The sequence below is a fragment of the Flavivirga aquimarina genome, from assembly GCF_030540835.1.
Lineage (GTDB): Bacteria > Bacteroidota > Bacteroidia > Flavobacteriales > Flavobacteriaceae > Flavivirga > Flavivirga aquimarina.
The window spans coordinates 66,520-78,678 of record NZ_JAUOEK010000055.1 but is presented as its reverse complement, the minus strand read 5'-3'; the positions used below and the strand labels follow the sequence as shown (position 1 = coordinate 78,678).

Annotated in this window: 11 protein-coding genes; 7 read left to right on the top strand and 4 right to left on the bottom strand. The window is 33.0% G+C overall.

The genetic code is table 11. From position 1 onward, the window contains the following. Positions 1–37 precede the first annotated feature (37 nt). The 3 genes from lpdA to Q4Q35_RS03475 all read right to left on the bottom strand — a co-directional run bounded on the left by lpdA (position 38) and on the right by Q4Q35_RS03475 (position 4,882). Positions 38–1,438: a dihydrolipoyl dehydrogenase gene (gene lpdA / locus Q4Q35_RS03485; protein ID WP_303276542.1), complete on the bottom strand. Its 1,401-nt coding sequence runs from the start codon at positions 1,436–1,438 to the stop codon at positions 38–40. 81 nt (positions 1,439–1,519) lie between these two features. Beyond that, complete coding sequence (locus tag Q4Q35_RS03480) at positions 1,520–3,100, bottom strand: S41 family peptidase (RefSeq protein ID WP_303276541.1); 1,581 nt, start codon at positions 3,098–3,100, stop codon at positions 1,520–1,522. 297 nt (positions 3,101–3,397) lie between these two features. Beyond that, a complete protein-coding gene (locus tag Q4Q35_RS03475; protein ID WP_303276540.1) occupies positions 3,398–4,882 on the bottom strand; it encodes a T9SS type A sorting domain-containing protein in 1,485 nt (494 codons plus the stop codon). A 285-nt stretch (positions 4,883–5,167) separates the two neighbouring features. On the opposite strand from Q4Q35_RS03475, the gene smpB reads away from it, so the two are divergent. Then, positions 5,168–5,626, top strand: a complete 459-nt coding sequence (gene smpB / locus Q4Q35_RS03470) for an SsrA-binding protein SmpB (RefSeq protein WP_303276539.1) — start codon at positions 5,168–5,170, stop codon at positions 5,624–5,626. A 107-nt stretch (positions 5,627–5,733) separates the two neighbouring features. Here the strand turns inward: smpB and Q4Q35_RS03465 are convergent, their stop codons facing one another. After that, positions 5,734–6,903, bottom strand: coding sequence for a T9SS type A sorting domain-containing protein (locus Q4Q35_RS03465; protein ID WP_303276538.1), 1,170 nt, complete (start codon positions 6,901–6,903; stop codon positions 5,734–5,736). A gap of 285 nt (positions 6,904–7,188) precedes the next feature. Here Q4Q35_RS03465 and Q4Q35_RS03460 point away from each other — a divergent pair, with 285 nt between their 5' ends. The 6 genes from Q4Q35_RS03460 (at position 7,189) to Q4Q35_RS03435 (ending at position 12,158) form a co-directional block, all read left to right on the top strand. Continuing rightward, entirely contained in the window at positions 7,189–7,584 is a 396-nt protein-coding gene (locus tag Q4Q35_RS03460) for a hypothetical protein (protein WP_303276537.1), read from the top strand. After that, positions 7,571–7,714 carry a hypothetical protein gene (locus Q4Q35_RS03455; RefSeq protein ID WP_303276536.1) on the top strand — a complete coding sequence of 48 codons (144 nt, stop codon included), beginning with the start codon at positions 7,571–7,573 and terminating at the stop codon, positions 7,712–7,714. The genes Q4Q35_RS03460 and Q4Q35_RS03455 overlap by 14 nt, the downstream gene beginning before the upstream one ends. A gap of 16 nt (positions 7,715–7,730) precedes the next feature. Beyond that, positions 7,731–9,584, top strand: a complete 1,854-nt coding sequence (locus Q4Q35_RS03450) for a Xaa-Pro dipeptidyl-peptidase (RefSeq protein ID WP_303276535.1) — start codon at positions 7,731–7,733, stop codon at positions 9,582–9,584. A gap of 75 nt (positions 9,585–9,659) precedes the next feature. Continuing rightward, positions 9,660–10,862 (top strand): MopE-related protein, encoded by a 1,203-nt coding sequence (locus Q4Q35_RS03445; protein ID WP_303276534.1) that lies wholly within the window; start codon positions 9,660–9,662, stop codon positions 10,860–10,862. 146 nt (positions 10,863–11,008) lie between these two features. Continuing rightward, complete coding sequence (locus Q4Q35_RS03440; protein ID WP_303276533.1) at positions 11,009–11,545, top strand: Crp/Fnr family transcriptional regulator; 537 nt, start codon at positions 11,009–11,011, stop codon at positions 11,543–11,545. A 52-nt stretch (positions 11,546–11,597) separates the two neighbouring features. Continuing rightward, complete coding sequence (locus Q4Q35_RS03435; protein WP_303276532.1) at positions 11,598–12,158, top strand: DinB family protein; 561 nt, start codon at positions 11,598–11,600, stop codon at positions 12,156–12,158. Position 12,159 lies beyond the last annotated feature (1 nt).

The window sequence follows — 12,159 nt, the reverse complement described above, 5'->3', positions numbered from 1 at the left end:
TGAATCGGACTTTTTTATTCACAATATTTTAATATAATTATATATGCAACGCTCGGTCTTCTGTAGCCGCAAGTGCAGCTTCTTTAATAGCTTCTGTAAAGGTTGGGTGGGCATGAGACATACGTGATATATCTTCGGCTGATGCCCTATATTCCATAGCCACAACAGCTTCTGCAATCATGTCAGCAGCACGAGCACCAACCATATGGACACCTAAAATTTCATCAGTAGTTTTATCTGCAAGAATTTTTACAAACCCATCTAAATCCATACTAGCTCTACTACGCCCTAAAGCACGCATAGGAAACTGTCCAGACTTATAAGCTATACCAGCTTCTTTAAGCTGCTCTTCAGTTTTTCCAACTGCAGCAACTTCTGGCCATGTGTAAACTACACCCGGAATTAAGTTATAATCTATATGTGGTTTTTGCCCTGCTAAAGTCTCAGCTACAAAAACACCTTCCTCTTCAGCTTTATGAGCTAGCATAGCTCCTTTCACAACATCTCCAATAGCATATATATTAGAAGCACTTGTTTGTAAATGATCGTTAACTTCTATTTGTCCTCTATCGGTCAATTTCACTCCAGCTGATTCTGCATTTAAACCATCTGTATATGGACGACGTCCTACAGAGACCAAACAGTAATCACCTTTTAATTCTACTTCTTCTCCTTTTTTATTATCTGCTTTTACAATCACTTCATCACCAACGCGCTCAACAGACTTCACTTTGTGAGATACGTTCATCTTAAATTTTTGCTTCTTCAAAACTTTATTAAGTTCTTTAGATAAGCCTGCATCCATAGTTGGAATGATACGATCCATATATTCTACAACCGTAACCTCAGCTCCTAACCTTTTATAAACTTGCCCAAGTTCTAAACCAATAACACCACCACCAATAACAATTAAGTGCTTGGGTATTTCTTTAAGCTTTAAAGCTTCTGTAGATGTTATAACTCTTTCTTTATCAATGGTTATAAATGGCAAACTTGAAGGTTTACTTCCAGTAGCTATAATTGTGTTTTTTGCTTCTATTTCGGTTGTTTCTTCCCCAGAAATTGTAATATGGGTCGCATCCTTAAAACTTCCTAAACCTTGGTATACGTCAATATTATTCTTCTTCATTAAAAAATCAATACCTCCAGTAGTTTGGTCAACAACTGCCTGTTTACGAGCAATCATTTTTTCAAGATTTACTTTAATCTCTCCGGGAATATCTATACCGTGTTCTTCAAAATGCTTAATAGCATCTTCGTAATGATGTGAAGAATCTAAAAGCGCCTTACTAGGGATACATCCTACATTTAAGCATGTACCTCCTAAAGTCCCATACTTTTCTATAATGGCAGTTTTCATTCCTAATTGCGCACATCGTATTGCTGCCACATACCCTCCTGGCCCTGAACCTATTACGGCTACATCGTATGAATTCATAAAATATATTTGATTATTCTATTAAAAAATTGAAAACAAAAATACAAATGTTTTACGTGAAGGCAATAAAAAATACGACTGTTATCGTTTACTGGCAATATCTTTTAAAACCCATTCAAACTCAGGGTCTTTTTTTACATTTCTGTCAATAATTGTAGGCAAAATTTCAACATCCGGTATTACGCCATAACCATCTGGGTTTTGTTTTTGAGGAGCTTCTACCTGCATCATACCCATACGTATTTTAAGCTTGGTATTAGGTAGTTCATATATTTTATAAATACCAGCAACGGTGCCATTATAAGCACCTCCCGTTTCTTCTCCTACAAACGTAGCTCTTTTTGTTGCTTTTAGGTGTGTAGAAATTAATGATGATGCCGAAAATGAATTCCCGTTAATCAGTACATAAATCTTACCAGTAAAATGTAAAGGTCTGGGTTCTCTAACTTTAGTTTGTTTAAACCTGTAATATAACTTACCATCTCGTTCTCGTATCCTCATTAAATTCTGAACAACAATTACTGGAGAAATTATACCTGATAATAGTTTTATGCTATTAGGTGTGGTATTGCTCATTAAAAATTTTAAGAACGGCACTCGACTGGTAACCTCACTATTTTCTATAAATTTATACTTTTCCTTAGTTAGATAAGAATATAGATAATCAATTTCGGCTATTCTACCACCACCATTATCTCTTAAATCCAGAATTAAATACTTTGTTTTTGCAGAATCTAATTTGGTAAAACTTTCCTTATAGAATCTTTTATAATTACCATTAGTAAAGCTTCTCAACTTCATATAAGCTAAATCTTCACTTTCTTCTATAAAACGAAAGTTTCGTGTGTATTCCTTATATTTTTTTATGAATCCATGTTTTCGGTTAAATTTTCGCTTCTTTTTGGCTGCAAACCGATTTTCTTTTTTTTGTTCTGAAGTTAGTTTTATACGTTTTTCCGTTTTAATAGAATCTTGCTTTTTAGGTTTTTCTTTCTTTTGCAATCTTCTAAAAGTTTTAACATACAAGGAATCTTCACACTTTAAAGTAACTTTTAAACTATCCACTCGCCCCTTATCCTTATAATAAAAACTAGAAAAATGACGCCCAACATATCTATTATGTAATGTGGTATTATAACCATCAGAAGCAAAACGTGTTTTATAAATATCTATTAAATCTGCGACTGAATCTTCTTCTATCTTAACCACTTCGCATCCAACAATTGTAGAATCTTTACCCCTAGTTCTTTTAATACGAAGTTTATTTTGTAAATACTCAAAATCTAAAGCATAAAACTCAAACTTGTTCTTAAGTAATTGTTTCCGTTCTTTCTTGGTGTACCATTTATTTGCTGAACTCAACGAAATATGACCTTGTTTTACTTGAGATACTACGGGTGCTAAAGCTTTATAGAAACCTCTAGAACTCATAGGCGTTGTAATAGCTTTTTTTAAGCTATCAAACTTAAAATCTAAAACTTCTTTCGGCGTATATTGGTATAATTTAGGGTGGTGTCTTTTTAACTGATTGTAAACCTTATCTACATCTTCATGCAAATCAATAACAGCATGCAATTTCGATATCTGTTCATTATGCTTTTCAATACTCTTACAAGAACTCAAAATCAATAAAACTGAAACTACTAAAATTACCTTTTGCATATAATACCTAAATTCTTCCTGCTAAAGTAATTGTATTTATTCAAAATATATAATCAATTAACACATTGTGCATTTAGATAAAATCCTGTTAATTCTAACACTATGGATAATAATATCCTTCAAAATACACGCTACTAGTGTTTTGTGTTTTTTATTGAAAAATTAAAAATTTATGTTATAGCAAAAAGGTCGTAGTGAAAGATAAAAAGAGGTTGCTTTACAATAATTTCTCAAGCAACCTCTTTAAAATAATATTTTTTCCTCTTAGTTTAGTTTGGAAACAGATGACTATACTATTTATAATTTGACAATTTTTTTAGTTAGTTTTTTAGATTTACTGTTTATCATTAAAACATAAATACCACTATATAGCTTCGACAAATCAAGTTTAACCAGATTGCTACTAGGTTTAGTTTGTATAACTTTTTGTCCGTTAACAGAATAAATTTCTATAACGGCATCCTTACTATAAGCATCATTAAGCTTAATAGTAAGCTCATTATTTACCGGGCTTGGAAATACATTAAAATCATCTATGTTCTCATCTGTTTCTTCAGTAGAAAGTTTTTCTCCAGAATTTTTGGATGTACTAACAGTATCAAATCGCCATTGCTGATTTTGATTCGTACTGCTTGAGGTCCATAAATAAACATTTTGATTAATGGCTCCTTGATTCCCTCCATCTATCGAGTAACTAGGAGCATTTCGCTTTTGCAAACGGTAATGGCCATTTCCTGCATTAATTTTTAGCCAATGTTGGTTTTGATTATTATTTCCACATTCCCACAAATAGACATCCTGCCCATTTGCTCCATTATTTCCTCCATCAATGCAGTAATTAGTACCATATTTTTGATAGGAATAGTACCCGCCGCCTCTATCTATTTCTATCCATCTTAAGTTATTATGGTTTATATTAGTGTATAATTCAATACTCTGACCATTAGCGCCTCCACTTCCTCCATCTATGGCAAATCCCGTAGAGTTACGCTTCACAAGTCGAAAGTTATTACCACTAGCAGCAGAAGGGTTCACTATAGAATAACCATTAGAACCACTGTACCAACTCACATTATCGTAATATACCGTTCGAGTTTCGTTATTAGTATAATTTGGGTCATCATAATTATACTGACCTATTTTTAAATCAACGTAAGAATATTGACTGGACTGTACATCGTTAGTCCAGCCTTCGGCATAACCAAAGTTTATATTATTCGCATAATATTCGCTTACACCATTAACCCAAATTTGGATTAATCCGTTATTTGAAGCCGATAATACAAAATGAATAATGATATCCATATTGGTGTTTTTTGGAAAATTAGGATAAATTACGGCATTAGTATTACCGCTTGTTCCGCCATTAGATCTATGTGTGATCTGTAGATCGCCATTAATAATATTTATCAATGCCGCCCATGACCAAAAAGTAGAACTATAAAACTGAAAAATTTGGGCGACCCCTGCCGTTTTATTAGTGGGGTAATCTGGGCCTAAATTCATAGTAAATCCCATCCAACCCTCTTTTCTGGTATTCCAATTATTGGCGCATACTTCAGCTCCTTTTGTTGTACGTGTACCATTATAAGATGACTCTTGCCAAAAGGTCTTTAACCGATTATTTACAACCGATGCATAATTTGGACTTTGCGTTGTGCAAACGAGAAAATCCCCAAGTCCGCCGTTGTTAAAATCATGAGACGCTAGTATTTGAGCCTGTAATGATTGGATAATACCAATTACGAACGAAATAGCAATTACTAGATATTTTTTTTTCATAATATAAATACTTAAAAATTAAACAATAATGGCCTACTCTTTTTTACAGGTTTTCAGCCTTAATCCTGACTGCTGTAATATCTAGTATATGACATAAAACTTATCTGTAACGGATAAAAACATGTTTTAGAAGGATAATTTATTGAACTATAATGATTTACAAACCTATTAAGATTGTACAAATGCGTTATAGCCGAATTTTAATTGAAGTTTTTGGCTATTATAAATACTTTGCCCTATTTTACTTTTTAAATCTATAGATAAATTTATGTAGTTTTGTCCTCCATGCAAAAAACCATTAACATACAGAACAAAAAGGCACGCTTTCAATACGAAATATTAGATAAGTATACAGCAGGAATTGTACTAACCGGAACCGAAATTAAATCGATACGTAGCAGTAAAGCATCTATTGCCGAAAGTTTTTGTGAATTTAATGAACAAGGGGAGCTTTTTGTTATAAATATGACCATTCAAGAATACGCTTTTGGAAATTACTACAATCATAAACCTAAAGCTACTCGCAAACTTTTACTAAATAAAAGAGAACTTAAAAAACTTAATAAAGAAGTTCAAAACACAGGACTTACCATTATTCCATTGCGTTTGTTTATTAATGATAAGGGCTATGCAAAAATGGACATTGCCTTAGCAAAAGGGAAGAAACTGTATGACAAACGAGAAACTATTAAAGATCGGGATAATAAACGTGATTTAGATAGAATCAAGAAAAACTTCAAATAATACCAATAAATTTATCGTAATAAAGTATTCATTTTTAAGATCGGTCGGTCATTAATCTTTTTTTGATTCTATCTAAATCATACTATTTTTATTTAATAAAGAAGTGTTTACTTTTTTACTATTTTTTTGCCAACAGACCCCATATCGGTTGTTATAGATACAAAGTATAAACCTTGAGACAGATTGGATACATCTATCAAATTGCTTCCTTTTATTAATTTGCCTTTTTGAAGTAATTGACCATTTACATTAGTTAATATATAATTGGCTTTTTCATTAAGAGCAATAGTGAAACCATTTGTAACAAATATAGGATACAAGCTAAGGGCAGACATATTATAATCCTTTGTACTTAAAGCTGCACAGTTTTCACTAAAGGTATGTGCGGGATCAATAGATGTCCAATTTGTTTCAGAATACGTAACATCATCTACTTCTATACAGGTTAGATTGGGGTTATTCAAACTTGTAAATAGAGTTAAATTTGTATTATTTCCATTTTTAACATTTAAACTTGTTAATTCATTATTATGACAATATAACCGCCTTAAGGCTGTATTTTGACTCAAGTTCAAGCTAGTTAATTCATTGTTGTAACAATTCAGAGTTGTTAATGCTATATTCTGACTCAAATCTAAACTTGTTAATTCATTATTATAGCAGGTTAACTGCGTTAAGGCTATATTCTCGCTCAAATCTAAACTTGTTAATTCGTTATCATAGCAGATTAACTGCGTTAAGGCTGTATTCTGGCTCAAGTCTAAACTTGTTAATTCATTATACTGAAGATTAAGGGTTTTTAAAACTTCATTTTGACTCAGATCCAAACTTGTAAATTCACATCCTTGACCAATAAACCTTTCTAATGCTATATTTTTACTTAAATCTATACTTGTCAATGGGTTAGAAAAACAAGTTAACTCGGTCAATGCTGTATTTTTACTAACATCTAAGCTGGTTAATTGAGTATCTTGACAATGTAATCTGGTTAATGCTATATTTTGACTTATATCTAAGCTGATTAATGCGTTAGAATAGCAGACCAGCGTAGTTAATGCAGTAAAATCTTCAATTCCCGTTAAATTAGTGATATTCTTACTTGCAACATCTAATTCCTTAATGGCAGCTATATTGACTGTAGGTACCGATCCGTCTACAGTACCTGTATCATATCCTTTATCAATCAATGCTTGTTCAAAATTAGAATCTGGTATCATGGTGGTTTGAGAAAAGCCTATAAAGTCGATTACAAATAATGTAATTAAAAAAAATCTCATTTTCATTTTTTGAATTATTTAACTGTTCAAAACTAATTTGGATCAAAAATACCATAAGCCATAAAGCTTTTTATCACTGTTTTCAGTGATATTGCGTAGAGTAAATACTTTTTCAATTGTTCAATTCTAAGTACATAATAGTATTCTCATTTTAAAATTAAGAGTTCCTCAATGTTAGAGTATTGATGAAATATTTTTAAATTTTAAATTTAAGAAAGCCTTAACGTTTCAAGACTAACAAAATATTTACTTTGTTAATCAAAAAAAGATTTACCATATTTAAGGATGAAAAAAATTATACCTATTATAGTATTGTGTGTTGTTTCACTATCTGTACAATCACAAGAAAAAACAAAAGACCACTCAGAAAAAGTACAAACATTGGATAGCACCATAAAAACACTATATGCCGTTATTTCCGGAGAAAAAGGCGTTGAAAGAGATTGGACGTTATTTAAATTTTTATTTAAACCAGATGCTAAATTAATTCCATCTGGAAAGAATAAAGAAGGAAACTATAAAGTACGTTACATGAAACCAGATGATTATATTAAAAGCTCTGGGAAATGGCTGGTTGAAAATGGTTTTTTTGAAAAAGAAATACATAGAGAAGTTGATATTTTTGGCAACATCGCACAAGTATTTAGTACTTACGAAGCTTTTAAAAGTGAATCGGGATAAACCGTTTATGAGAGGTATCAATAGTATTCAACTCTTAAATGATGGTGATCGCTGGTGGGTTATCAATATTTACTGGACCCAAGAAACAGAAGCAAAAACGATTCCGATAAAATATCTTCCAAAAAAATAATCCCTAAACAAAAAACATGAACAAATCTCTTAGGCTAAAGCCTATATTATTAGCTGGTACATTATTTATTATTAATGTCTTTTTAAGTATAGGGCAAGGGCCAACAACAAAAGCAACCCCAATTTTTAAAGATGGTGAAGCTCAAATCGTACCAGCATTTAAAAATCCTCTTAAATGGATTAGGCATGACTTATGGGTAGAAACAACTTTTGATACCGATGGTGATGGTAAATTAGACCGTATGCATGTAGCCGTTACCAGACCCGAACAAACAGAAAGTGAAGGGTTAAAACTCCCCGTTGTTTATATTTCTAGTCCTTATTTTGCAGGTGTAGCCCCTAATGTTGAAGGGCTTTTCTGGAATGTTAAACATGAACTTGGAGAAACCACCAAAGCCCGTACCCATGTTGAAGTAACACGCGTAGGTAAGCGACCTGTTATATCGCATTCCCATATAGCAAAATGGGTACCTAGAGGTTATATTGTTGTGCATTCATCGTCTCCCGGTACCGGATTATCTCAAGGAGCTCCAACTGTTGGAGGTAATAACGAATCCTTAGCCCCAAAAGCAGTTATAGATTGGTTATGCGGTCGGGTAAAAGGCTACACAGAACCTTATGGAGACAAAACTGTAGAAGCCTTTTGGAGTACCGGTAAAGTAGGAATGACCGGAACATCTTATAACGGAACCATTCCTTTAGCAGCTGCAACCACTGGTGTTGAAGGCTTAGAAGCTATTATTCCTATAGCACCCAACACATCTTATTACCACTATTATAGATCTAACGGATTAGTACGTTCTCCGGGAGGCTATCTAGGTGAAGATATTGATGTTTTATACGATTTTATTCATAGCGGAGATGAATCTAAAAGAGCCTATAATAATGCCAAAATAAGAGATACCGAAATGAAAAATGGTATGGATAGAATTACTGGCGATTATAACGATTTTTGGGCGAAACGTGATTATTTAAATCATATGAAACCTATGAAAGCAGCTTTGCTAATGTCTCATGGGTTTAATGATTGGAATGTTATGCCAGAGCACAGTTATCGTATTTACAAGAAAGCCAAAGCCATGGGGTTACCAACGCAAATATATTACCATCAACTTGGGCATGGTGGCCCACCTCCAACTAAAATGATGAATCGTTGGTTTACACGTTATTTGCATGGTGTGGAAAACGGAGTGGAAAACGATGCCAAAGCATGGATTGTTCGCGAAGAGGATGAAATATCCGAACCCACAGCATATAAAGATTACCCCAATCCGGAAGCTTCCAATGTAACACTGCATCTAACATCTGGAGGGCCTAATATTGGTGCATTAATTCCTACCAAATTAAAAAAACAAGGAAAAGAAACTTTAATAGATGACTACTCTTTTTCAGGGGCCGAATTGGCCAAAGCGAGCAATTCCAATCACCGTTTGTTATATGTTACCCCAAAGTTAACTAAAGACGTTCATATATCTGGAACACCAAAAATAACTGTAAATTTAGCGAGTAGTAAACCTGCAGCTAATCTGTCTGTTTGGTTGGTATCATTGCCTTGGAACGAGCAGGAAGATGCGGTCATTACTGATAACATTATAACACGTGGTTGGGCAGACCCACAAAATCACAAATCGTTAACAGAAAGCAAACCTTTAAAACCAGGAAAATTTTACGAGGTATCGTTTAATTTAATGCCGGACGACCAAATTATTAAAGCTGGACAACAAATAGGCTTAATGATTTTTTCTAGTGATAAAGAGTTTACATTGCATCCTAAAGCTGGAACCGAATTAACTGTTGATTTGGATAAAACCAGTTTGACGTTACCTGTGGTTGGTGGTACCAGTACCTTAAATAAGGCGTTGGGCAACTAAAGTTATCTATAAGTAATTCTAAGTTAAGCTAGCAATAACACCAAATAAATCAGTTATTTTTATCACAAAAATTCAATGAAAGAAAAAGCCCTATTTCTCTTATTAACTAGCGCATTGCTTTTTGCCTCTTGCAGTAATAATGAACAATCCTCTAATAGTGATGACGAACCTAGTTGCCAAGAGCAAACATGGTATCAAGATGCCGATAATGATGGGTTTGGAAACGAAGAAAATCAACTAAATTCATGTATCCAGCCAGATGGCTATGTTCCAAATAATGATGACTGTGATGATACCAATAATTTAATTCACCCAGACGCTCCAGAAGTTCAAAATAATATAGACGACAATTGCGATGGGATTATAGAACCTGCAGTAATTGAATGTAATTCAGACAGTGAATGTGCTGGAGTTTGTCTCAATAATGTCTGTGTCGATATTTCCACGCCTGTTCCTAGTGAATTTGTTAAACACTATTTCACACACGATTTAACCAATATAAATATCCCGTATCGCTTTTTCAGGCCACAAGGAGCCGATACAGCTAATACTGAATACCCTTTAATCATAAGCTTGCACGGGTCAGAATTTTTTGTAAGTCCAGAAAATATATTTTTGCAAGGCGATTTTGCTACCTATATGGCATTAGCCTGGATAGAAGAAGGTAATCAAGAAGAATATCCTGCTTACGTATTAGCTCCTAACCTAAACAGCAGTATAATAGGTGAAAACAGTGATTATTTGGGGTGGGGCACTAATATATCTTCAGATTTTATTGAAAAGTTATTGGATTTTATCATTCAAAACGAAAATATTGATGAAAGTAGAATCTATATAACTGGGCATTCAACAGGAGGAGTTGGTGCTTGGCAACTAGGCTCAAAGATGCATGATAAAATCGCTGCTATTGTGCCTCTTAGTAATGCATTTACCCCTAGTAGTCCGACTTTTGATGAAGTAGCATCTCAAATAGAAAACGATATATTTGAAAACCTGCCCGTATGGAGCTTTAATCATAGAGCAGACGATGGCTCTCCCGGTTCCAGAGCACTTTTTGAAGCATTGTCTAACAAAGGATACAATACAATAAACACGCATTGGGTAGACAATGTTGAGTATAACCTGTCTGAAAATGATATTCGAACACATATAGAAGCAGGTGAAAAATATTTTCAAACAGAATATAGTTATGCATGTTCTAATTGCCATTATGCCATGGACGTAGCATTAAAAGCCCCCTTACTATTTGAATGGCTTTTTAAGCAAAAAAAAGAATAAGCCTATTAGGAATACTGAAAAACGAAATTTATTTTAGATTTCTGTTCAGTTCCAAATAACCTAAAATTGGTACAGAAAAACATTTTCTGAATTTAAAAGTTATTGTATTCTGCAACTTATGAAATACCTAAAAAATCACTTTTATAATGAACCCAATTTCAACTCTAATAGAAAAACTAAACAGCCAAAATTTATGGCATAAAACATTAGAGTTAAAAAGAAACGAATACCTAAAAGTAAAAGGAAGTATAGACACCAATTTATATCTGGTTGTGACTGGTGCAGTAAGAATTTTTGTTTTAGATGAATACGAAGAACACACCATCAGATTTGGTTATAAGAATAATCTAATAGCAGCGCTTGATTCTTTTTTAAGCGAAAAACCATCCGATTTATATATCCAAGCTTTAAAACAGACTTCATTAAAAGTTATGGATAAAAATACTTATATGAATTTTGTATCAAGTTCTGTAGAAAACACCAAAATATGGCAACTTATTTTAGAAAATTTTGCACTACAACAAATGGAACGAGAGCGCGATATTTTAACAACATCTCCTGTAGAAAGGTATAACCGTGTTTTAAAACGGAGCCCTCAGCTTTTTCAGGAGATACCAAACAAGTATATTGCTTCATACCTAAGAATGACCCCAGAAACACTTTCAAGAATTAAAAAATCTTAATTTGAATCAATGTTTATATTGGTTTTAATTAAAATCTTTGTAAAAAAATATTATGAAGGTAACATCAGAAGCATTAATTTCAGAATTAATAGAAAAAACAAGGCAAAACATTAATCAAGTTGAAGCATTAAACCTAAAAGTAATTGATGAGCTTAATTGGAAAGCCAATAAAGATACTTGGAGTGCCTTAGAGTGTATTGAACACTTAAACTTATACAGCGACTATTATCTACCAGAAATAGAACAACGGATTATTAAAAGCACATTCAAACCCGAATATTATTTTAAATCGGGTGCTTTAGGTAACTACTTTGCTAAAAGTATGATGCCTAAAGAAAAGCTTAACAAAATGAAAACGTTTAAGGATAAAAACCCAAATGGTAGTAAACTCGACAAAACTACTTTAGAACGTTTTTTAATACAACAAGAAAAAATGCTTGAACTCTTAGACAAAGCAAGAAACGTAAGTTTAAACAAAACAAAAACAAGCATTAGTATTACTAAACTAATCAAACTTAAACTAGGAGATACCTTTAGAGTTGTTATTTATCATAACGAAAGACATATGGTTCAGGCCTTAAAAACATTGGGGAATTATAAAACGAATAATTGAA

Coding starts and splice junctions, on each gene's coding strand:
- lpdA (WP_303276542.1), bottom strand. CDS start 1,438: ATGAATTCATACGATGTAGCCGTAATAGGTTCAGGGCCAGGAGGGTAT.
- Q4Q35_RS03480 (WP_303276541.1), bottom strand. CDS start 3,100: ATGCAAAAGGTAATTTTAGTAGTTTCAGTTTTATTGATTTTGAGTTCT.
- Q4Q35_RS03475 (WP_303276540.1), bottom strand. CDS start 4,882: ATGAAAAAAAAATATCTAGTAATTGCTATTTCGTTCGTAATTGGTATT.
- smpB (WP_303276539.1), top strand. CDS start 5,168: ATGCAAAAAACCATTAACATACAGAACAAAAAGGCACGCTTTCAATAC.
- Q4Q35_RS03465 (WP_303276538.1), bottom strand. CDS start 6,903: ATGAGATTTTTTTTAATTACATTATTTGTAATCGACTTTATAGGCTTT.
- Q4Q35_RS03460 (WP_303276537.1), top strand. CDS start 7,189: ATGAAAAAAATTATACCTATTATAGTATTGTGTGTTGTTTCACTATCT.
- Q4Q35_RS03450 (WP_303276535.1), top strand. CDS start 7,731: ATGAACAAATCTCTTAGGCTAAAGCCTATATTATTAGCTGGTACATTA.
- Q4Q35_RS03445 (WP_303276534.1), top strand. CDS start 9,660: ATGAAAGAAAAAGCCCTATTTCTCTTATTAACTAGCGCATTGCTTTTT.
- Q4Q35_RS03440 (WP_303276533.1), top strand. CDS start 11,009: ATGAACCCAATTTCAACTCTAATAGAAAAACTAAACAGCCAAAATTTA.
- Q4Q35_RS03435 (WP_303276532.1), top strand. CDS start 11,598: ATGAAGGTAACATCAGAAGCATTAATTTCAGAATTAATAGAAAAAACA.